The organism is Edaphosphingomonas fennica, from assembly GCF_003034225.1.
In the GTDB taxonomy this organism is placed as follows: Bacteria; Pseudomonadota; Alphaproteobacteria; order Sphingomonadales; family Sphingomonadaceae; genus Sphingomonas_E; species Sphingomonas_E fennica.
Genome location: NZ_PHHF01000064.1, coordinates 1 through 19,650, shown reverse-complemented (window position 1 = coordinate 19,650; position 19,650 = coordinate 1). Strand labels below are relative to the sequence as shown.

Sequence of the window (19,650 nt, the reverse complement as noted above, 5' to 3'; positions counted from 1 at the left end):
CGTTCCTCCTAAAGGACGCAGCAGTTGCGCTTGCGCCAGACGAGGTAGCCCATGTCCTCGCCGCCGGCGGGATAGGCGCGGCCTGCGTCAGGCGGCATGGTGGATGCCCCGATCGCGGAGCAGGCGAAGCGGCCGCTCACGGTCGGGATCGGATTGACCATCTGGAAGCGGTATTGCTGCTTCCGCATGATCGGCATCAGGTACTTCTTGCACAGCCCGGCCGACCCCATCGTCCCCCAAGCCAGCGCCTCGCGGTGCATCTTGTAGGCAAAGCGCGACAGCGCGAGCCGCGAGGATTGGACGTGCCCGATCGAGGACGGCACGTTGCCGTTGAGCGGATACATGCTGCCCTGGCAGCCCACGCACCAGAACAGCGGGTCGAGCGGCAGATGGACGGTGCCCGCGATGCAGTCGCCAGCGCACGCGACCTGCGCGATCGGGTTGGCGAAGACGATCGCCTCCGGGTTGATCAGCGCCGTCAGCGAGTCATCCTGCCAGAGCGGATCGATCTCGGTCATATAGGCGATGTCGAAGCTGGCCTGCTCGAAGCAGACGAAGTCGGTCAGGATTTCCATCCAGTAGAGCAGCGGATAGACATACCAGTGGACGTGCCATTTGGCCGTACTCTGGGATCGGCCGCCGACCATGGAGGGGCCCGTCAGATAGCCCTGGCCGATGTCGAAGCCCGGCGCGATGCGCATGCCCCCAAGGTTCGGGAAACACCACGGCTTCATCGTCACGTCGGCGAGGCGGGCGGGCTCCCAGAAGCCGACGGCGATACCGATCCGCGGAATGGGGCTGCCGCACAGGCAAATGGGCGACGCCGGATTGGAGGTATCGGGCCGGCTGCTCGGCCAGATCTTGAGGCCGCCCACCGACAGCGGAAACAGGCAGGACCAGCAGACGTCGGTGATCGGATTGACGAATTTCCCGTGACAGGTCGGTCCAGCCGCCTCGGCGCTCGGCGCGAGGACGAAGGCGGCGATCAACATCACGAGCAGCCTCACAGCGGATCGAACGGCGCGCATCACTGATCCTCCCCGGCAGCGTCGAGAAAAGCGGTGTCCGCGCGGTGCTTGCGCGCGAGGTAAAGCGCGGTGGTCAGCAGCGCCGCGACGAGCAGCGCGGCAATCGCGCAGGGCGCCGCTCGGCCGACCAGATGCAGCAAGGGCTGCAGGGCCAGCACGCTGGCGCCCAGCAGCAGACAGAGGATCTGCCACGTCCGCCGCAAGCGCCGGAGATCGGCCGTCTCGGGCGCCGCCATCGGCGTGCGCAGCATGTCGAGCCACAGCGGCATCAACTCGGCCCCCCTGGCTTGAGGACGACCTCGGAGACCTTCATGACCTTGCCCGCCTGGGCAACGACCGCGGGCGTGTGCTCTATGCCGAAGCGCTCGGTGAGCTTGCCTTGCTGGTCGAAGTAGAAGCGCCGCTTCTTCGCCGTCATCTGCTCGACCGGCGAACCGGCAACGAAGATGATCTTGGCCTTAAGGTCGGAATAACGCGCCGTCGCCCAGGCCAGCTGTTCGGCATCGTCGCCGTCGATGAAGACCAGGTCCTGCCGGATGGAAACGAAATCGAGGGGGTTGATCCGCTGACCTTTGGCGGCAATCAGATTGCCCTTCTGGTCGCGGATGTCGCGCTCCATCGTCACCGAGGGATCGAAATCCCAGCTGCGGGCGGTGCGCGCGGGCGTGATACCCGACACGGGATCGGGCCGGCGCACCTTGGCCTCCACCCGCTTGGCGAACATCTCGTTGGTGCGCGCGAGCTCGCCGCTTGCCTCCGCGCGCTTGAGACGGTTCTCGATGGTCGACAGCAGATCCGGCTCGATCACCGGGAAGGCCTGCGCCGCCTGGCCATAGTCCTTGGCTTCCGACCGCATCGGCCCGATCACGACCAGCGCCCCGACGGCCGCCGCCAGCGCGAGACCGCCTGTGACAAGCATCCTCATAGGATGGGCTCCCCGGTTCCGATGACCTGGCGCGCGCAGACGAAGCCGATTTCGGCATAGCGGCTGTCAAAGCCATCCTTGTGCGGCGTTGCCGCGAAATAGCATCCCGGCGGCACGCGCCCGGTACTCCCCGGCGTCAGTGGCTCGCCAAACCGCGTGAACGGCTTCATCCGCGCGACCGACCGGCCATTGACGGCAATCTCGCGGCCCGCATGGCTGATGGTGTCGCCCGGCATCCCGTAAACGATCTTGCCGAACATCCGGGGTTTCGCACCGAAATGACGGCGCAGGAGCGCGCTCGGCGGTGGATCGAAGAACAGATAGTCGCCGCGCGCCGGCAGCTTGTGGCGCTGGATGAGGAAAGCCCAGTTCGGCAACGAGTCCGTCGTGTTGATCTGAGAACGGCGGAGCAATATTCGACCACGGTAGCGGCGGGATAGTCCTGCTGCGGGCGGCGTAAAAGTCGTCCACCTTGAAGCCTTTCTGCCGAGTCAGGGAGGTGTGGGGATCTACAGCGTGGAACTTTATCTTCAGGTCCGTCTGGCTTGCGCGGATGGCATGAGCCAACGGGCGGCGGCGAAGCGTTTCAATGTGTCGCGCGATACGGTACGCAAGATGCTGTCGTTTTCATCGCCGCCGGGTTACCGGCGCCAGTCCGTACCGCAGCGCCCGAAGCTGGACGGGTTTGTGGCGATCATTGATGGATGGCTTGAGGGTGACCGCAGTGTCCCGCGCAAGCAACGCCATACGGCGAAGCGGGTATTCGACCGTTTGCGCACCGAGCATGGTTTCACCGGCGGCTATACGATCATCAAGGATTACATCCGGGAGCGCGAACAGCGCAGCCGGGAGATGTTCGTGCCGCTGGCGCACCCTGCGGGAGATGCGCAGGCCGATTTCGGGGAAGCGCTGGTGGAGATCGGCGGGGTGGAGCAGAAGGCCTACTTCTTCGCGCTCGATCTGCCGCACAGTGATGCCTGCTATGTGCGGGCCTATCCGGCGGCGGTGGCGGAGGCCTGGGTGGACGGACACGTGCATGCCTTCGCGTTTTTCGGCGCGGTACCGCGCTCGATCGTCTATGACAACGATCGCTGCCTTGTGGCGAAGATCCTGCCCGACGGCACGCGGCAGCGTGCCACGCTGTTCAGCGCTTTCCTGTCACATTACGTGATCCGCGACCGCTATGCTCGGCCGGGTGTCAATGGGCACCGAAGTTTCCGCAGATGTGGGCACTTAAAATTCCCTATGTTGGTGGTTTGGGTGTGTTGCGGTGATCAGCCGTATTCGTGATCGGATTTTCCTTTCGTCGGTGGTCGTCCGCGGCGTTTTGGCGGCGGATTGAACGCGGCGCCGTTGCGCACGTTTTCGGGGACGAGCGCGGCGTGCTCGCGCATGCGGTAGCTGGAGCCCTCGATCTGGATCACGACGGCATGGTGCAGCAGTCTGTCGAGCAGTGCGGTGGCGACGACGGGATCGCCGAAGACGTCGCCCCATTCGGCGAAGCCGCGATTGGAGGTGAGGATCATGGCGCCCTTTTCGTATCGGGCGTTGACGAGCTGGAAGAACAGGTTGGCGCCGCCGGGCGTGACCGGCAGGTATCCGATCTCGTCGACGACGAGCAGCGATGCTCGGGCGAGGAAGCGGATCTTCTCCCTGAGCGTGCCTTCACGCTCGGCTTTGGTGAGTTGAGCGATCAGATCGGCGAGGGGGATGAAGTAGACCGCTTTGCCGGCGCGCACCGCCTCGACCGCGAGTGCTGTGGCAATGTGGCTTTTCCCGGTGCCGGGCGGGCCCAGCAGATGGACGACCTCGGCGCGTTCGATGAAGTCGAGGCCGGCGAGAGCCAGGATGCGGTTACGGTCGAGCGATGGCTGGAACGAGAAGTCATAGCCGGCCAGCGTTTTGACGACCGGCAGCCGGGCCATGCGCAGGGCCGCCTTGATCCGCCGGTTCTCGCGCAGCGACAGCTCTTCGCCCAGCAGCTCGTCGAGCGCCTCGATTCCGTCGATCTGTCCCTGCTCGATACGCCGCAGGGTCGCGTCGAGGATCTCGAGCGCGCGAGGCATCTTGAGGTTGACCAGGCTCCGGCGGATGGAGTCGACGCGCGCCGATGGTGCCACGCCGTTCATGGCCGGCTCTCCATGGCGAGGCTCGCGCCGATGGCCTCGTAGACCGCCAGCGAGCGCAGCGGCACATGGTCGCCGATCCGTCCTACCGTCATCGGCCGATCCTGTGGTCGCGACGTGGGTCGTCCCATGCGATGGTGCCGGTCGATGCGATATTGTCGGCGCCCTTCGAGCACGGGATGTTCGGCAACGACGATGCCGCGGTCGATGATGCGGACCAGATCCGGCAGCTGCTCGATCTCGACGACCCGGCGCGTTCGGTCGGGAACGCTGTAATAATTGCCGCCGACGGCCACGAGCCCGTCGTGGCTGACCCGCCGCTCGAGCTTCAGGACCGCATTGAAGCGGTGCTCGGGCAGGCGCTGCAGCTCTTCCTGCTCCTCGGCGAAGGCCTCGGTCACCACGCGCTGGGTCGTGCCATGCACCCGCGCATTGGCGACGGTGTCGAGCCAGTCGATGAGCTGGGCGTTGAGATCCTCCATGTTGCGGAAGGATCGCCCGAGGAAGAAGTCCTCCCGGATATAGCGGAAGGGCCGTTCGACCTTGCCCTTCGTCTTGGCGCGGTAGGGACGGCAGGCTCTGGGCTGGAAGCGGTAGTGCCTTGCCAGCCCCAGCAGCGAACGATTGTAGACGATGTGCCCCTGGTCGTCCTCCCCGGTCACCGCCGTCTTCATGCGGTCGTAGAGGATCTCGATCGGCACGCCGCCCAGCGCCTCGAACGCCTGCATGTGACAGCGCAGCAGCGTCTGCAGGTCCTGGTGCAGGACATAGCGGGCGAACAGGAAGCGCGAGTAGCCGAGCACCAGGCTGAACAGCCAGACGATGCGTACCACCCCCGGTTCGTCGGTAAACTCGACGACGAAGCGGGCGAAGTCGACCTGGCCCTGAACGCCGGCCCTGGTCTCGAAGCGAACCTCGTAGGGCTTGGGATCGTGCTCGGGGCGGATCGCCGCCAGATAGCGCTTCACCGCCGTATAGGCGCCGGAATAGCCCATCTCCCTGATCTCGCGGGTCAGTCGCGAGGCCGTCAGATCGGGGAACGCCGTCACCCGTTCGCGCAGGAAATCCATGTAGGGCGCGATCTTGCAAGGCCGACCCAATTTGCGCGGGCCGTACGCCGGCACCTCCACGCCGCGCTCGATGTATTTGCGCACGGTCTTGGGATCGCGCCCCGTTCGGCGCGCAATCGCCGTCACCGACAGCCCCTGCCGGTGCAACTCCAGTATCATCATGGCTTCTCCAAGTCGGATCATCGGCGGCGCCTCCCACCAGGAGGTCATCGCGCCGATTTTGGCGTTGCCCAATGAGCCGGGGTTAACCCCGGCTCATTGGGCAACCACGTCCAACAATCAGGGAATTTTCAAAGCCCACTTTCGCGGAGAATTACACGCCCACTGACAGCCGGGCAAGGGGAACGAGAAAGGCAATGTGGAGGGGCTGGTAGGCTATTGCCGGCGCAACTTCATGGTGCCGATCCCGAAGTTCCCGACCTGGGAGGCGTTCAACCTGTGGCTGGAGGAGCAATGCCGCAAGCGCCAGCAGGACAAGGTGCGCGGGCAGAGCGAGACGATCGGTGAGCGCTTGGAACGCGATCTCGCGGCCATGCAGCCTCTGCCCGCTACACCCTTCGAGGCCTGCGATCAGAAAGGCGGGCGGGTCTCCTCGCAATCCCTGGTGCGCTACAGGACCAACGATTATTCGGTTCCGGTGGCCTGGGGCCATCAGGAGGTCTGGATCAGGGCCTATGTCGATGAGGTGGTGATCGGCTGCCGCAGCGAAGTCATCGCCCGTCATCCTCGTTGCTATGCCCGCGAGGAGGTTGTCTTCGACCCGCTCCATTATCTCCCGCTGATCGAGCAGAAGATCAACGCATTCGACCAGGCTGCGCCTTTGCAGGGCTGGGACCTGCCCGAAGCGTTCACGACACTGCAGCGGTTGATGGAAGGGCGCATGCACAAACATGGCAAGCGCGAATATGTGCAGGTACTGCGCCTGCTGGAAACGTTCACCCTCGCCGATCTCCAGGCGGCGGTCGAACAGGCCATCGATCTTGGCGCCATCGGCTTCGATGCCGTCAAGCACCTCGTCCTGTGCCGGATCGAACGCGTACCGCCCAGGCTGGACCTGGACGTCTATCCCTTCCTGCCACGCACCACGGTCGAGAAGACCTTTGCCAGAGCCTATCTGAGCCTGCTCTCCGACCGGCAGGAGGCCGCATGAGCGATCAGGCCCCGGAGATCCTTCTCGCTCACCATCTCAAGGCGCTCAAGCTGCCTACGTGCCTGCGTGAGCATCACAAGCTCGCGCGGCAATGTGCCGCTGAAGGCGTCGATCATATCCGCTTCCTCGCCCGCCTCGTCGAGATGGAAATGATCGACAGGGAGCGTCGCATGGTCGAGCGGCGCATCAAGGCCGCGCGCTTCCCCGCCGTCAAAAGCCTCGACAGCTTCGACTTCGCCGCCATCCCCAGGCTCAACAAGATGCAGGTGCTCGAGATGGCGCGCTGCGAGTGGATCGAGCGGCGTGAGAACGCCATCGCTCTGGGGCCATCAGGCACCGGAAAGACGCACGTAGCGTTGGGGCTCGGACTGGCAGCATGCCAGAAAGGACTGTCGGTGGGCTTCACCACCGCGGCAGCGCTGGTCAGCGAAATGATGGAGGCCCGCGACGAGCGCCGTCTTCTGCGCTTCCAGAAGCAGATGGCCGGATACAAGCTGCTCATCATCGACGAACTGGGCTTTGTGCCGCTCTCCAAGACCGGCGCCGAACTGTTGTTCGAGCTGATCTCCCAGCGTTACGAACGCGGCTCCACCTTCATCACCAGCAACCTGCCCTTCGACGAATGGACCGAAACCTTCGGATCTGAGCGTCTCACAGGCGCGCTCCTCGATCGCCTGACCCATCACGTCAGCATCCTCGAGATGAACGGCGAAAGCTATCGCCTCGCGCACAGTCGGGCCCGCAAGGCCAAAACCAGACCCTGAAAATTACACCAATGCCGGGGGAGTGGCCCTCGGGCTACGCCCTCACGCCACTCCCCCCGGCATGTAACACGATGGCCTGGTTTTACGCCGCCGAATGGCCGACTTTTGCTCCGCCGTTGACAGACTTTGCCGCGGCTCCCTGCGCCACGACCTCGCCACTTACCGGGGAGCGGCGTTCGAATGTGGCATTGTCTGTCGCGTTCCGGGGCTCGTTGTCGATATAAAGCTGAATGGTCATTCCATGTCCTTTTGGGGATTATGTCCCTGGGCCCTGGCCACGCGTGGTCCAGACGGCCTGAAGGACGGTCCAGTCTCAAGCGCACGCGTGGATTACGCGTGCGCGCTCACATGGTTAGATTGCGCCGAACTTTTCAGCGAGCTCGGCCCCCATGTTCGGAGAGGCGAAGCCCCGCATACCGATACCGCCGTCGAAATTCAGTACGGCACCAGTGCCCGGCGTATTGTCGCGACGATTGGCGAAGAAGGCGTATGCGCCAGCATATTCCCGCGCATGGAATGCACGTTCAAGCGGAAGAATTTGCTTCATCAGGTCGTCGAGCGGGAAATCGGAGTAGTTGTTTCCCTGCTGCGAAAGGGCATTGGTTCCGGCGATGTTGCTTCCACCGATACCACCTGGCGCGACGCCATTGACCCGTACGTGCGGTGCAAATTCATGCGCCATCTGCTTGATCATGCCGACCACCGCATGCTTCGTTGCCGTGTAAAGAACACCGCCACCGCCTGGATAAAAGGCAGCGTTCGACGCGGTAAAGATCATTTGGCCCTTGGTCTTGTAAAGCTCTGGCAATGCCGCCTTGGCTCCGAGGACATAGCCCTTGACGTTGATGGCGAACATCTCGTCGAAAGCAGATGACAGTTCGTCATCTTCTGTCGAGACCATGGTTTTCGAGTAGTCCCAGATGCCCGCATTTCCGATGAACGTGTCGAGCTTGCCGAAGGCGCTGACGCACTCGGCCACTGCCCGATTGTTGTCGTCCACTTTGCGAACGTCGCCCGCGATGCCGACGACCTTGTCGCCAAACGCTTTCACCGCGTCGTCGATACGCTCTTGCGAGCGGTCAAAGATTGCGACACGCGCGCCTTCCTCGACGAAGCGTTCCACGATGGCTTGTCCAAGACCGGACCCTCCGCCCGTCACGAGCGCGACTTGATCCTTGAGTTGCATTGTAATTCCTCCCTGTTTTTGACGCTGCTTCTCAGCAGTTAATGTATATGAAGTCGCCGGCGCTCATTAAGCATGCATACTATATTTATGCATCCCTTCGATGGCTAGTCAAGCCGATTGATGACCGACCAGGGCAACGAGTCCAGGTTAACGGGCTTGAAGGGCTGCCATGAGGTAGTCGGTATCCCAGGTTGCGAGTTTTCGCTTTCCCTTGATGGATTGTTTGCCGGGCATGGCGCGGATGAGGTTGAGGGCGAGGTGGCGGACCATTGCCATGTTTGTAGCGCCGTGGTCGCGGCGCAGGCGCGATTGGTCCTCCTTGAACTGGACATCGAGAACCCAGTGGAGGCCGTTCTCGATGCCCCAGCCCGTTGCCCCAGCACGAGGCTGTGGGTTGTCGCATAAGCCGAGACGAGGTGGAGCGCCGCCTGTCCGCACCCGCGATCGTGGCTGCGGCGCGAGGTCTTGCCATCAATGGCGATCTGACCGACCGCTTCAGGCAGACGCTCGGCGACGAAGGCCAGAAAGCAGGAGGCGAACAGGTCCGGCCCGATCCGGTTCATCACCACCCGCAGCCAGTCGGCGCAGGGAATGCCGAAATGGTAGGGTTGCAGACGTCGCAGGAAGTCGAGATGCTTGCTCCCCCACAGAACGATGTCGTCGTAGTCGTCGCAGGCCGCCATCGTGCCGCAGACCACCAATAGCAGCACCTCGCTGAGCGGATACATCACCTTGCACGGCTGGCGGGTGTCCTTGATCGTCGAAAAATGCTCCAAAAGGCTCTTGCGGCGCGGTGTGACGACTTCGCTCATGGCTTCCCTCCGAATCAGTGGAAGCCTCTTGAATCACGCGAACCGGCGGCGCGCCACAAAATGCATCCCTGGCGTTAACCTGAACTCGTTGCCCTGGATGACCGACCTGCGCAATCTTGCATCGCCGACCGTCGGCAGTCCTCCACTTCGTCTGCGGGATGCTGGGCATGCGGCTTCTTCTCCCCATGACCGAGGAGAAACCGAAGACGGCAGGTCGGTCGGGTGCGGGTCTCTTGACCTTATTGTCCGACCTTGGCGCCAGGCGTCAGCTCCATGACAAGGTTGGCAATGCTGCGCGCGTCGATGCCATAATGACGATAGAGGTCGCCAATTGTGCCGGTCTGGCCGAAATGCTCGACGCCAAGCGGGATGGCGCGATGGCCTTTGACGGAACCCAGCCATGCCAGCGTTGCCGGGTGCCCGTCGATCACCGTTACCATGGCGCAATGCGGCGGCAGTTTCGCGCAGAGCCGTTCAACCGGTGAAAGGGCCTGCGCATTCCCGTTGGCCCGTGCCCGCTGCGCCGCGGCCCAGCCCGAATGCAGCCGGTCCGCCGATGTCACCGCCAGCACCGCGACATCGCGACGGCTCTCGCCCAGAATGGCTGCTGCCGAAATTGCCTCGGGTGCGATCACGCCCTGATAGGCGATGACCACTTCGCAGCTCGGCCCGGGCTCGCGCAGCCAATAGGCGCCGTCGATGGTCCCTTCCCGAAAGGCGTCGTCGCGGCGCTTGCCGGGCTGCTCGAGCGGGTTCGTCGAGAGGCGCAGATAGACCGACCCGCCTGCCTCGTCCCGAGCCCAGGTTCGCTCGTCCAGCCGGGCTTCGCCATCCCTTTGCAGATAGTCGAGCGCCCAGCCCATGATGACCGCCAGTTCGTCGGCAAACGCGGGTTCGAACGCCGCCAACCCGTCCTGGGCCATGCCGACCAGCGGCGTTCCGATGGATTGGTGCGCCCCCCCTTCCGGAGCCAGCGTGATGCCGGACGGCGTCCCTACGATCATGAAGCGGGCGTCCTGATAGCAGGCATAGTTCAGCGCATCGAGGCCGCGATACACGAAAGGGTCATAGACCGTTCCAATCGGGATCAGCCGTTTGCCGAACAGGCTGTGCGACAGGCCCGCCGATGCCAGAAGCAGAAACAGGTTCATCTCCGCGATGCCGAGTTCGATATGCTGCCCGTCCGGCGTGAACTCCCATTTCGCGGTCGAAGGGATGCGATGCTCCGTGAAGGTGTCCGCCTCGGCCTTGCGCGCGAACAGCTTGCGCCGGTTGACCCAGGGCCCAAGATTGGTCGTGCCGGTCACATCCGGCGATGTGGTGACAATCCGCGCGGCCAGGTCGCTGTCGCCTTTCGCTAGGGTGTCGAGGATCTTGCCAAAAGCCATCTGGGTGGACATCTCGCGGTCGGTTGCAATTTCGATGGCGGGCACCGGCAGTTTGGCGTCGTGATGGCGGCGGGGGCCCTTGCTGAAAAACGGCACGTTGTCGAGATGGCTCTGGAAGGCCTCGGGGTCGGCTATGGTGGCGAACCGGTCCCACTCCCGGCCGACCGGCACACCCATGTGGCGCTGCCAGCTTTCAAACTGGCTTTTGGTCATCAAGCCGCCGTGATTGTCCTTGTGGCCCGCAATCGGCGTGCCCCAGCCCTTGATCGTATAGGCCAGAAAGCAGACCGGCCGATCGTGGTCGATGGCGGCAAAGGTTTCCGCCATTGTTTCCACGCAGTTCCCGCCAAGATTTTCCATCAGCGTCGCCAGTTCGTCGTCGGACCGGCTCTCGATCAGGCGGGACACATCGCCCTGATCCCCCAGATCCTCCATCAGCCGCTGGCGCCAGACGGCCCCGCCCATGAAGGTCAGCGCCGAATAAAGCTGGTTCGGGCAGTGATCGACCCAGTCCCGCAGCGCGCTCCCCCCCGGCTCGGCAAAAGCCGCGCGTTGCAGGCGCCCGTATTTGACCCGCACGACATCCCAACCGAAGGCTTCAAAGATCGCCTCGACCCGGGAAAAAAGGCCCTCGCGCACGATGCCGTCCAGCGATTGGCGGTTGTAGTCGATGATCCACCAGCAGTTGCGCAGATCGTTCTTCCAGCCCTCTTGCAACGCCTCATAGATGTTGCCCTCATCGAGTTCGGCATCCCCGACCAGCGCCACCATGCGCCCGAGGGGTATGGACTGTCCCCAGGACTTCGCCGAGATGTAATCCTGAATAATCGCGGCAAAAGACGTGATCGCCACGCCCAGACCGACCGACCCTGTTGAGAAGTCCACGTCATCGACATCCTTTGTGCGCGAGGGATAGGATTGCACGCCGCCAAAGCCGCGGAAGTTCTCCATCCGCTCACGGTCCATGTTGCCCATCAGATACTGGATTGCATGGAACAGCGGCGAGGCATGGGGCTTTACCGCGACCCGGTCCTCCGGTCGGAGCGCCGAGAAATAAAGCGCGGTCATGATCGAGACCATCGACGCCGACGAGGCCTGATGACCGCCGACCTTGATCCCGTCCACCTTCGGGCGGATATGGTTGGCGTGGTGGATCATCCAGTGCGACAGCCACAGCAGCCGTTGTTCAATGGTCTTGAGTGTGGTCATCGCGGCTGATCCTGAAAATCAATTGATTGCAGGAATACTATCTCAAAGCATCCGCCACTTCTCGGCTTTCACGGCCTTGTTGTTCCTGATAATTGGCTGAAATCGCCATGAATAGTGAGAGCGGCGGTGCAAAATTAGTCCACGGTAGCGGCGGGATAGTCCGGATGCGGGCGGCGTAAAAGTCGTCCACCTATTTTCCTTCTGCAACGAGCGCAGGAGGGACAGGGGATCTACACCGTGGAACTTTATCTGAAGGTTCGCCTGGCTGTTTCGGAAGGGATGAGCCGACGGCAGGCAGCGAAGCATTTCAACATATCGCGCGACAGCGTGGCCAAGATGCTGTCATATTCGACCCCGCCCGGCTATCAGCGCCGGTCACCGATCCGGCGGCCGAAGCTCGATGCGTTTGTTGCGACCATCGATCATTGGCTCGATGAGGATATGAAGGTGCCGCGCAAGCAGCGCCACACGGCCAAGCGGGTGTTCGACCGGCTTCGCGACGAGTGTGGCTTCCCCGGCGGCTACACGATCATCAAGGATTACATGCGCGAGCGGGATCAGCGTCGCCAGGAGGTATTCGTGCCGCTGGCGCATCCGCCAGGGCATGCGCAGGCCGATTTCGGCGAAGCTCTGGTGGTGATCGGCGGCATGGAGCGGAAGGCGCACTTCTTCGTGTTGGATCTGCCGCATAGCGACGGCTGCTATGTGCGGGCCTATCCGGCGGCAGTGTCGGAGGCCTGGGTCGATGGTCACATCCATGCGTTCGCCTTCTTCGGGGCTGTGCCGCAATCGATCGTCTACGACAACGATCGCTGCCTGGTGGCGAAGATCCAGCCAGACGGCACACGCAAGCGTGCGACGCTGTTCAGCGGCTTCCTGTCCCACTACCTGATCCGGGATCGCTATGGCCGCCCCGGCAAAGGCAACGACAAGGGGAATGTCGAGGGGCTGGTTGGTTATGCCCGTCGCAACTTCATGGTGCCGATCCCGCGGTTTGCGACGTGGGATGCCTTCAACGGCTGGCTGGAAGAACAATGTCGCAAGCGCCAGCGCGACAGGCTGCGGGGCGAGAGCGAGACGATCGGCGAGCGCCTGCAGCGCGATCTAGCCGCCATGCGTCCGTTACCGGCGTCACCCTTCGATGCCTGCGACCAGGCCAGCGCCCGTGTGACGGCGCAATCTCTGGTCCGCTACAAGACCAACGACTACTCCGTCCCCGTCGCCTACGGCCATCAAGAAGTCTGGGTCCGGGGCTATGTCGACGAAGTGGTGATCGGCTGCCGCGGCGAGATCATCGCCCACCATCCCCGGAGCTGGGAGCGGGAAGACGTCGTCTTCGATCCTCTGCATTACCTGCCGCTGATCGAGCGGAAGATCAATTCGCTGGATCAGGCCGCACCCCTCCAGGGCTGGGAGTTGCCCGAGGAATTCGCCACGCTGCGTCGCCTGATGGAAGGCCGCATGGCAAAGCACGGCCGGCGGGAGTATGTGCAGGTCCTGCGCCTGCTGGAAAGCTTCGAGCTTGCCGATCTCCAAGCGGCGGTGAAGCAGGCCCTTCAACTCGGCGCGATCGGCTTCGACGCCGTCAAGCATCTTCTCCTGTGTCGGGTGGAGCGCCGGCCGCCGCGACTGGACCTGTCCATCTATCCATACCTGCCGAGGGCGACGGTCGAGACGACATCGGCGAAGGCGTACATGCGTCTTCTGTCCACGAATGCGGGAGAAGCGGCATGAGCGCCGAAGCCTCCGAGATCCTGCTTTCCACTATCTCAAAACCCTCAAGCTGCCGACCTTCCAGCGCGAGTATCAGAAGCTGGCGCGGCTTTGCGCCACCGAGGGCGTCGACCATGTCGGATACCTGACCCGGCTTGCCGAACGGGAGATGATCGAACGGGATCGCCGCAAGGTCGAGCGTCGCATCAAGGCGGCCAGGTTCCCTGTCGTCAAAAGCCTCGACAGCTTCGACTTCGCCGCCATCCCGAAGCTCAACAAGATGCAGGTGCTGGAACTGGCGCGTTGCGAATGGATCGAACGGCGCGAGAACGTCATTGCCCTCGGACCCAGCGGCACGGGAAAGACGCATGTGGCGCTCGGTCTGGGCTTGGCCGCCTGCCAGAAGGGCCTGTCTGTCGGCTTCACCACTGCCGCCGCGCTGGTCAGCGAGATGATGGAGGCGCGTGACGAACGGCGTCTGCTCCGTTTCCAGAAGCAGATGGCCGCCTACCAGCTTCTCATTATCGATGAGCTGGGCTTCGTGCCACTCTCCAAAACCGGCGCGGAATTACTCTTCGAGCTAATCTCGCAACGCTACGAACGGGGTGCCACCCTGATCACCAGCAATCTTCCGTTTGACGAATGGACGGAAACCCTGGGGTCCGAGCGTCTGACCGGCGCGTTGCTCGACCGCATCACCCACCACGTCAACATCCTCGAGATGAACGGCGACAGCTATCGTCTCGCCCAAAGCCGCGCCCGAAAGGCCGGCTGAAACCCTCTCAAAAAAATCGCCACGCAGGCATGAGACCACCGCTCGGGCTACGCCCTCCCGGCGGTCTCATGCCTGCGCCGCAAGTGGCCGACTTTTACGCCGCCCATTGGCGTGATTTTGCTCCGCCGTTGACAATCGACGGAACCGAGCCGCAACCCCATTGGGTCGGCGTTCTTCGCAATAGCTGGATCGAGGATATCGCCAAGGCCGTCGCCTTCGTCATGGGACGCCGCACCGTGATCACCCAGCGCGATGAACTCTGGCGCTGACAACTCCACCACGCGCCGTTTGCTCGCCGGCCTCGCGGGTCAGGTTCTTGCCTCCTTAGAAACTGGATATCGTGACCGTTCGACCCAAAGGGAGCCGATCTGCGGTCGTTGGCATCGCCGGGTTGCGCGGCATGATCGTCGCCTGCCGATAGGTTCCGCTCAGCCGCGACCAGTTGAGCAGAACATTGTCCACATAAGCCTGCGTTTCGGCGATCCGCGGCACGAGCCCGTTCCGAACCCGTCCCGGACCCGCATTATAGGCGGCCAGCGCGAGATGGTAGTGCCCGAATCGGTCGAGTTGCTGGCGAAGATATTTCGCGCCTCCGCGCAGATTCTCCTCGACGCTGTAGCGGTTGACGCCAAGCGCCACGGCCGTGCCGGGCATCAGCTGGGTCAGGCCGAACGCACTCTTCGGCGAGAACGCATCGGGCCGGTAGCGGCTCTCCCGGATGATCATCGCGTCGAACAGCCCCACCGGAATGCCGTACTGACAGGCGATGTTGCTCATCAGGCCATAGTAGCTCGCGCGCCTCATCTCGGCGTCGGAAGCGAGGAAGCCGGCCGGCCGGTAGCCCGGCGTATAGCAGCCCGGCACATAGCTGTAGGCCGCGGACGCGAACACCGGCCCGCCGCGCATCCAGAGCGGAACCGGAATGGACGAAGCGGGGTTGACCGCGAGAGCAGCGGGATAGACGTCAGCCTGCGCCACGCCGACATGCGCGAACGGATCCCCGTCCTCGACAGGCACCTGAGCCGCATTCTCACCCACGAAGCTGTCGGCCATCTGGAACTCGACCCAGCGACGACTGAGATCATGGACCTTGAAGTCGGGACCCGGAGGCATGGCGTCGGCCGCAGCGCCGGCGTCTGGGAGGGCGGGCTGAGACGGCCCGGCAGCGTCAGGTTTTGCCGGCGTTCCCATGGCGATGAGCTCGACGCTCCGCCCGGACCGCACAGCTTTGGGCGCAGCCTCGGTTTCGGCGGAACAGGCGAGGCTCGCCACCGCCACACCCAGGAGAAACATACGCATCAAGACCTCCCCTTTTGCCAACTCGGGAAAGGGAAGATCAGCGGGTGTCGGCTTGTCAATCCGTCGACGGACGGCCGAAGCGGGTCTCGCCGGGCGCCAGCGAGGGCAAAATGTGGTTGATCGCGCGCCATAGCGATGGGCGCGGCGCTGGCCGCATTTCCCTCCCCGCCCCCGTGCGCGACGCTCTTGTCAGATGGTATGTCGGCAAGGGCTCGCGCCATGATGAGGAAGCCGGGATCATGCTCGTCCAGCAGGCCCGGATCGGCGAGAAATGGATCGCGTGCGATTGCCTTGCCCCGGATGACGCTCCGCCGATCCTCACCCCGGCCTTCCTGTCGGAAGCGGAAACCTACTATCTCCGGCGGCTCACCAGCACCAACCGGCCCGAACATCTGCTCAATTGCCCGTTCTTTCGCGACCAGGCGACGAACCGGGTCACCGAGGTGCGCACGCCGGAGAGCCCTGCCGATCCCCCAGCGGGCTATTTCGAGGTGCTCCGGCCCGCGCCAGAGAAGCTGGCACAGCGACCCGAAGAGGAAAGCAGCGACGATCGGACCCGTCAGGCCTCGGTGCCACGCCTCGCGCGCCTTCTCTGGCGCCTCATCCACATCGCGGGGCTCAATCGCACGGTGCCCCTATCGCACGAGGCGCCGGACCATGCGATCGGCGACGAGTTCCGGTCGCTCTCCATGGCGGCCGAGCGGGTCGAGATCGCGCCAGGCGTGGAACTCGGCCGCGCCTTCTGGACCCATGCGCAGGCCCTTCACAGCAAGCGGGTCTATGCAAGCCTGCGCGAACTCTCGCGGCGCTGGCCGCGAGGGCACGCCCCGCAGGCCTTCCTCGCCCTGTTCGCCCAGGAGTTTCGCGGATCGACGATCAAGGTCGCCGGATGCGATCCGGTCGTGCTCGCCAACCGGGTGCAGTCGCCGTCCGTGCGCGGCAACACGATCAAGGGCCCCTATCTCGTTCTCGTCGTCGCCGGCGAATATCCCGAGGCGCATGGCTATGCCCCCCTTCGAGGCTATGCCCAGCCCATCTTCTCGGGAAAGCGCTTCATTCCGGTCGATTCCGAGTTCGAGCGGGCGGTCCTGCGCAAGCTGCTCCAGCTCCGCCGGGACTTCGATCGTCACGAGATCGACCTGGTTCTGGAAAAGCCCGTGTTCGACACGCTGACCGAGATCGGCTCATGCCGCCCGGATTTCCTCCTCGAAGCACGCTCGCGCAGCACCGGCGAAATCCGGCAGGTCGTTGTCGAAGCGATGGGCTCGACCGACGAGGCCTATCTTGCAGCCAAGGCCGTCACGCATCCGCGCATGGAACAGATCGCGCCCCTCCTCCTGATATCACCTTCCGACGTCGAGAAGGACAGGGTCGGAGGCCTGGTCGCTGGCGCCTTCGGGCTCTGAACGGACCGCCGGTACGGGAATCCAGTGGGTGGGCTCATACAGACGCATCAACTCGTCGCTCCACCATCCACCAGGCGCCTGGCCGTCCGCGTCCACCGCGACGCAGAGCATGGCGGAGAGCACGAGCCCGTCGCTCAGGACACCGCCGATGATCCGCTTATGCGACGGAGGGCGGGACATCGGGGTCCAGGCGCAACCTTGCTCCGTTGAAATCGGCATTCGGCGACCTTCCCCTCTTGTCATTGCCCGACGCAGCCGAGTAGTTCCTACTCCATCTCTTCCGTATTGGGGTTGTTACTTAAGGTGGCTATTTACAAATATTTACATGTTCGCCGGCTTTACTGACGACTGCTTTACAGGCGATGGGCGATTGGTTCTCTCCGGAGGCCCGCATGCCCAATTTCATCTTGAAGTCCGCGCGCGAGACGGACTGGCCAGCGATGATCGCGATCCATCGCCGGGCGCGCAAATCCGAGCTGGGTCTGGCCGAGGACGCATCGATTCCAGCGGCCCTTCCCGATCTGGAAGCGACATTACCCGGTTTCGACGGCTTCATCTGGCTCGCTCAGGGCATGAACCAGCTCTTCGGGTTTGTCGCCGTTCGCGGCAAGGAAATCGTCTGGCTCTATGTCGATCCCGACTATCACCGCGCGGGCGTCGGCCGGGCGCTGCTGCGCTTTGCGATGACGAAATGCGGGCGCGGCGTTCATGCAACGATGATCGCGGGTAACGCGCCGGCCCTTGCCCTATACCGGTCGCTCGGCTTCAACCTGGTGAGCAGCGACACGGTCACTGTGCCGGGATTTTTCGCGCCTAAGTCGAGTTGGCGGCTCGAATGTCACGATCTTCGCTATCCTCTTTCACCTGGCGAAGACCGTTAGCTCAACCCCACCGCAGGGAGGTCGCGAACAGACCGACGATACCAAGGGTGACGGGCATCGACGTCAGATAGAGCTTCTGCCATCGCCACCAGGTCCTGGGGATGAAGAGCGCCACGGACCTGAATGAGCGGATCGTCAGCCAGGGGCGCTCCTGATAGATTTCGTAAGCCGCTGTCGCCCAGGCCAATGCGAAGGCGATTGCGCAGCAAAGGCCAGTGGCGACGTAGAGCGCGAGCCAATTAGCAAGTTCGATCTGCGTAAGCTGTTGCATAGCGTCCCGACATATAGCCGATATTTACCAATAAATCCTCAATTCCCGGCCCGTTCCACAAGGCCGCGTGCCCAGCCCTAGCCTCTCTCCCTATTGCCTGACTGTGACGCTGCCGGTCATTCCCGGATGAAATTTGCAGTAGAAGGCGAACGCACCGGCCTTGCGCAGCACCATCGTCCGCGACGCACCCGCGGGCAGATCCACATCGAAGCTCCTGTCCCGCGCGGTCGCGCTATGGCGGAACAGGTCGCGATTCTCCCAGCGCACCACGTCACCGACCTTGATGTCGCTTGGCACGGTCCCAAAGTGCATCTGTTCGATCATGACAATATGAGTCCTGGGGGGAGGCCCATTGCCCGGCAGCAGCAGCGCAAGCGCTGCAACCGCCGGAAGGCTGGCACGCGCCAGTCTCATTTGAGGCTCATTGCCAGGTGCTCGGCGTGCGCCTGGTGTTCGCTGAACAGGGTCAGTCCGGTTTGCAGCAGTGACTTCAACTCTCCGTTCTGCGCAGATGGAATGAGCGTGTCGCGTAGCGCGCCGTTCACGGTCCGGTGGTAGGCGACCTCGTTCGTGACATAGGCCCGGTCGAATGCCGCCCCGTTCAAATGCGAGAGTTCGGCATGCTTCGTCTCCGCCGCGGCCGACAAGGCCGTGCTGGTCGGGTTCGCCTCAGGCGTCACTCCGAGCCGCTTGACGAGCGCGAGAGCCTGCTCGTTGACCGCGGCATGATCGCGGACCATCTCCTGCGCGAAGGCGCGCACCGTGCGATTGTGCGATTTGGCGAGCGCCTGGCGACCGGCGGCCACGTCGATTTCACCGGCGGTGTAGGCGATGTGCGCGATTTGCGCGTCGTTGGGGCCTCCGCCTTGCTGGGATGCAGCGGCGGCCGCCGTGACGAGCAGCACCCAAATCCCATGGTCGCGATCATCCTCTTCATGTCATTCTCCTCTATGGTATCGAGCGATGGCTTTGATGCCGAACGGGAGAAACGGTTCCCGGGAACCGAAGCGGCGTATCGGCATCCAATGCTCTGGCCGACCCGATCGGGCGACGCCGGAAAATGGAACCGAAACGGATGAATCAGCTCGCCGAGCGCTATGAGGATCTGCAGGACACGATGCTGGCGGCGCGGATCGCCGCGCACGATCAAAAGGCCGTGCGGATCGTCGTCGAGCGTTGCAACCAACGCCTGTTCCGCACCGCCTGGAGTATCCTCAAGGATCGGACCGAGGCGGAAGACATCGTCCAAAGCACTTACCTGCACGCATTCACGGCCATCGGTGGGTTCGAAGGCCGTTCGTCACTCGCAACCTGGCTCACGCGCATCGCCATCAATGAAGCCCTGCAACGCCGGCGCAGCCTCGATCGCCGCACAGCGCGGCTCGCGGCGGCGGGCGTGGCCGATCTCCAACAGCATCGAAATCAGATCATGCAGGAACCGGCATATTCAAGCACACCCGACGTCGAGCTTGGTCGTGCGCAGATCAAGGCCGTGCTCGAGACCGCCATTGCCGAGCTCCCCGAGGATTTCCGCATGGTTTTCCTGCTCTGCGAGGTCGAAGGGCTCTCGACTGTAGCGCGACGATTACGGAGTCCGGTCGGCGTCAATTTTGATGGCCGATAGGTGGCCGCGCCGGTTGGTGAATT

20 protein-coding genes and 4 pseudogenes are annotated in these 19,650 nt (G+C 63.4%); 9 read left to right on the top strand and 15 right to left on the bottom strand.

What is annotated here, in order from left to right; translation table 11 throughout:
* Positions 1-8: 8 nt before the first annotated feature.
* The 4 genes from traU to CV103_RS15040 are packed head-to-tail and all read right to left on the bottom strand — an operon-like array spanning position 9 to position 2,369.
* On the bottom strand, positions 9-1,028 hold the full coding sequence (gene traU, locus CV103_RS15055) for a conjugal transfer pilus assembly protein TraU (protein WP_107395418.1): 1,020 nt from the start codon (positions 1,026-1,028) through the stop codon (positions 9-11).
* Positions 1,028-1,297: a hypothetical protein gene (locus CV103_RS15050; RefSeq protein WP_107395417.1), complete on the bottom strand. Its 270-nt coding sequence runs from the start codon at positions 1,295-1,297 to the stop codon at positions 1,028-1,030. Before CV103_RS15050 ends, traU begins: the two co-directional genes overlap by 1 nt.
* A complete protein-coding gene (gene traW / locus CV103_RS15045) occupies positions 1,297-1,953 on the bottom strand; it encodes a type-F conjugative transfer system protein TraW (RefSeq protein ID WP_107395416.1) in 657 nt (218 codons plus the stop codon). Before traW ends, CV103_RS15050 begins: the two co-directional genes overlap by 1 nt.
* A complete protein-coding gene (locus CV103_RS15040; protein WP_107395415.1) occupies positions 1,950-2,369 on the bottom strand; it encodes a S26 family signal peptidase in 420 nt (139 codons plus the stop codon). The genes traW and CV103_RS15040 overlap by 4 nt, the downstream gene beginning before the upstream one ends.
* Positions 2,370-2,469: 100 nt before the next feature.
* Here CV103_RS15040 and istA (CV103_RS15035) point away from each other — a divergent pair.
* Positions 2,470-3,150, top strand: a pseudogene (istA, locus tag CV103_RS15035) (IS21-like element ISSsp5 family transposase); the annotation flags it as partial.
* 77 nt (positions 3,151-3,227) lie between these two features.
* On the opposite strand, the gene istB (CV103_RS15030) reads toward istA (CV103_RS15035), so the two are convergent.
* Positions 3,228-4,082, bottom strand: coding sequence for an IS21-like element helper ATPase IstB (gene istB / locus CV103_RS15030; RefSeq protein WP_107395414.1), 855 nt, complete (start codon positions 4,080-4,082; stop codon positions 3,228-3,230).
* Positions 4,079-5,332, bottom strand: coding sequence for an IS21 family transposase (istA, locus tag CV103_RS15025; protein WP_107395421.1), 1,254 nt, complete (start codon positions 5,330-5,332; stop codon positions 4,079-4,081). The genes istB (CV103_RS15030) and istA (CV103_RS15025) overlap by 4 nt, the downstream gene beginning before the upstream one ends.
* A gap of 145 nt (positions 5,333-5,477) precedes the next feature.
* Between istA (CV103_RS15025) and CV103_RS15020 the strand changes: the two are divergent.
* Positions 5,478-6,299: pseudogene (locus CV103_RS15020) on the top strand (Mu transposase domain-containing protein); the annotation flags it as partial.
* A complete protein-coding gene (gene istB, locus CV103_RS15015) occupies positions 6,296-7,063 on the top strand; it encodes an IS21-like element ISSsp5 family helper ATPase IstB (protein ID WP_007686288.1) in 768 nt (255 codons plus the stop codon). The pseudogene CV103_RS15020 and the gene istB (CV103_RS15015), both read left to right, overlap by 4 nt.
* A gap of 82 nt (positions 7,064-7,145) precedes the next feature.
* Here the strand turns inward: istB (CV103_RS15015) and CV103_RS22520 are convergent, their stop codons facing one another.
* The 5 genes and pseudogenes from CV103_RS22520 to CV103_RS22515 all read right to left on the bottom strand — a co-directional run bounded on the left by CV103_RS22520 (position 7,146) and on the right by CV103_RS22515 (position 11,848).
* A complete protein-coding gene (locus tag CV103_RS22520) occupies positions 7,146-7,301 on the bottom strand; it encodes a hypothetical protein (RefSeq protein ID WP_170112647.1) in 156 nt (51 codons plus the stop codon).
* Positions 7,302-7,415: 114 nt separating this feature from the next.
* Positions 7,416-8,249, bottom strand: coding sequence for a 3-(cis-5,6-dihydroxycyclohexa-1,3-dien-1-yl)propanoate dehydrogenase (gene hcaB, locus CV103_RS15010; RefSeq protein ID WP_107395413.1), 834 nt, complete (start codon positions 8,247-8,249; stop codon positions 7,416-7,418).
* A gap of 147 nt (positions 8,250-8,396) precedes the next feature.
* A pseudogene (locus tag CV103_RS15005) lies at positions 8,397-9,061 on the bottom strand (ISAs1 family transposase).
* 239 nt (positions 9,062-9,300) lie between these two features.
* Positions 9,301-11,658 carry a 1-deoxy-D-xylulose-5-phosphate synthase N-terminal domain-containing protein gene (locus tag CV103_RS15000; RefSeq protein ID WP_037209956.1) on the bottom strand — a complete coding sequence of 786 codons (2,358 nt, stop codon included), beginning with the start codon at positions 11,656-11,658 and terminating at the stop codon, positions 9,301-9,303.
* 37 nt (positions 11,659-11,695) lie between these two features.
* Positions 11,696-11,848 (bottom strand): hypothetical protein, encoded by a 153-nt coding sequence (locus tag CV103_RS22515; RefSeq protein ID WP_170112646.1) that lies wholly within the window; start codon positions 11,846-11,848, stop codon positions 11,696-11,698.
* A gap of 47 nt (positions 11,849-11,895) precedes the next feature.
* On the opposite strand from CV103_RS22515, the gene istA (CV103_RS14995) reads away from it, so the two are divergent.
* From istA (CV103_RS14995) to CV103_RS22195, 3 genes and pseudogenes are all read left to right on the top strand, one after another.
* Positions 11,896-13,392, top strand: coding sequence for an IS21 family transposase (gene istA / locus CV103_RS14995; RefSeq protein ID WP_107395412.1), 1,497 nt, complete (start codon positions 11,896-11,898; stop codon positions 13,390-13,392).
* Positions 13,389-14,146, top strand: a pseudogene (gene istB, locus CV103_RS14990) (IS21-like element helper ATPase IstB). Before istA (CV103_RS14995) ends, istB (CV103_RS14990) begins: the two are co-directional and overlap by 4 nt.
* An 83-nt stretch (positions 14,147-14,229) precedes the next feature.
* Positions 14,230-14,415, top strand: coding sequence for a hypothetical protein (locus tag CV103_RS22195; protein WP_146163440.1), 186 nt, complete (start codon positions 14,230-14,232; stop codon positions 14,413-14,415).
* A 55-nt stretch (positions 14,416-14,470) separates the two neighbouring features.
* Here CV103_RS22195 and CV103_RS14985 read toward each other — a convergent pair whose 3' ends face one another.
* On the bottom strand, positions 14,471-15,445 hold the full coding sequence (locus CV103_RS14985) for a lytic transglycosylase domain-containing protein (protein WP_107395410.1): 975 nt from the start codon (positions 15,443-15,445) through the stop codon (positions 14,471-14,473).
* A gap of 110 nt (positions 15,446-15,555) precedes the next feature.
* Here CV103_RS14985 and CV103_RS14980 point away from each other — a divergent pair, with 110 nt between their 5' ends.
* Both CV103_RS14980 and CV103_RS14975 read left to right on the top strand, forming a co-directional pair.
* Positions 15,556-16,851, top strand: coding sequence for a hypothetical protein (locus tag CV103_RS14980; RefSeq protein ID WP_107395409.1), 1,296 nt, complete (start codon positions 15,556-15,558; stop codon positions 16,849-16,851).
* A gap of 392 nt (positions 16,852-17,243) precedes the next feature.
* Complete coding sequence (locus tag CV103_RS14975) at positions 17,244-17,732, top strand: GNAT family N-acetyltransferase (RefSeq protein ID WP_170112645.1); 489 nt, start codon at positions 17,244-17,246, stop codon at positions 17,730-17,732.
* 1 nt (position 17,733) lies between these two features.
* On the opposite strand, the gene CV103_RS14970 is transcribed toward CV103_RS14975, so the two are convergent.
* The 3 genes from CV103_RS14970 to CV103_RS14960 all read right to left on the bottom strand — a co-directional run bounded on the left by CV103_RS14970 (position 17,734) and on the right by CV103_RS14960 (position 18,908).
* The gene (locus CV103_RS14970; protein WP_107395407.1) at positions 17,734-18,003 is read right to left on the bottom strand and encodes a hypothetical protein; all 270 of its coding nucleotides are present in this window, start codon (positions 18,001-18,003) and stop codon (positions 17,734-17,736) included.
* A gap of 90 nt (positions 18,004-18,093) precedes the next feature.
* Positions 18,094-18,417, bottom strand: a complete 324-nt coding sequence (locus tag CV103_RS14965; protein ID WP_107395406.1) for a cupredoxin domain-containing protein — start codon at positions 18,415-18,417, stop codon at positions 18,094-18,096.
* Positions 18,414-18,908, bottom strand: a complete 495-nt coding sequence (locus CV103_RS14960) for a DUF4142 domain-containing protein (protein WP_245896872.1) — start codon at positions 18,906-18,908, stop codon at positions 18,414-18,416. The genes CV103_RS14965 and CV103_RS14960 overlap by 4 nt, the downstream gene beginning before the upstream one ends.
* Before the next feature lie 170 nt (positions 18,909-19,078).
* Here CV103_RS14960 and CV103_RS14955 point away from each other — a divergent pair, with 170 nt between their 5' ends.
* A complete protein-coding gene (locus CV103_RS14955; RefSeq protein WP_281258500.1) occupies positions 19,079-19,627 on the top strand; it encodes a sigma-70 family RNA polymerase sigma factor in 549 nt (182 codons plus the stop codon).
* The last annotated feature ends 23 nt before the right edge of the window (positions 19,628-19,650 follow it).

Excerpts from the sequence above, each read along its gene's own strand:
- CV103_RS14980 (WP_107395409.1), top strand. The coding sequence starts at position 15,556 with ATGTGGTTGATCGCGCGCCATAGCGATGGGCGCGGCGCTGGCCGCATT.
- CV103_RS15000 (WP_037209956.1), bottom strand. The coding sequence starts at position 11,658 with ATGACCACACTCAAGACCATTGAACAACGGCTGCTGTGGCTGTCGCAC.
- CV103_RS14965 (WP_107395406.1), bottom strand. The coding sequence starts at position 18,417 with ATGAGACTGGCGCGTGCCAGCCTTCCGGCGGTTGCAGCGCTTGCGCTG.
- CV103_RS14975 (WP_170112645.1), top strand. The coding sequence starts at position 17,244 with ATGCCCAATTTCATCTTGAAGTCCGCGCGCGAGACGGACTGGCCAGCG.
- CV103_RS14955 (WP_281258500.1), top strand. The coding sequence starts at position 19,079 with ATGAATCAGCTCGCCGAGCGCTATGAGGATCTGCAGGACACGATGCTG.
- CV103_RS14970 (WP_107395407.1), bottom strand. The coding sequence starts at position 18,003 with ATGCAACAGCTTACGCAGATCGAACTTGCTAATTGGCTCGCGCTCTAC.
- istB (WP_007686288.1), top strand. The coding sequence starts at position 6,296 with ATGAGCGATCAGGCCCCGGAGATCCTTCTCGCTCACCATCTCAAGGCG.
- CV103_RS15050 (WP_107395417.1), bottom strand. The coding sequence starts at position 1,297 with ATGCCGCTGTGGCTCGACATGCTGCGCACGCCGATGGCGGCGCCCGAG.
- CV103_RS22520 (WP_170112647.1), bottom strand. The coding sequence starts at position 7,301 with ATGACCATTCAGCTTTATATCGACAACGAGCCCCGGAACGCGACAGAC.
- istB (WP_107395414.1), bottom strand. The coding sequence starts at position 4,082 with ATGAACGGCGTGGCACCATCGGCGCGCGTCGACTCCATCCGCCGGAGC.
- traU (WP_107395418.1), bottom strand. The coding sequence starts at position 1,028 with ATGCGCGCCGTTCGATCCGCTGTGAGGCTGCTCGTGATGTTGATCGCC.
- hcaB (WP_107395413.1), bottom strand. The coding sequence starts at position 8,249 with ATGCAACTCAAGGATCAAGTCGCGCTCGTGACGGGCGGAGGGTCCGGT.
- istA (WP_107395421.1), bottom strand. The coding sequence starts at position 5,332 with ATGATCCGACTTGGAGAAGCCATGATGATACTGGAGTTGCACCGGCAG.
- CV103_RS14985 (WP_107395410.1), bottom strand. The coding sequence starts at position 15,445 with ATGCGTATGTTTCTCCTGGGTGTGGCGGTGGCGAGCCTCGCCTGTTCC.
- traW (WP_107395416.1), bottom strand. The coding sequence starts at position 1,953 with ATGAGGATGCTTGTCACAGGCGGTCTCGCGCTGGCGGCGGCCGTCGGG.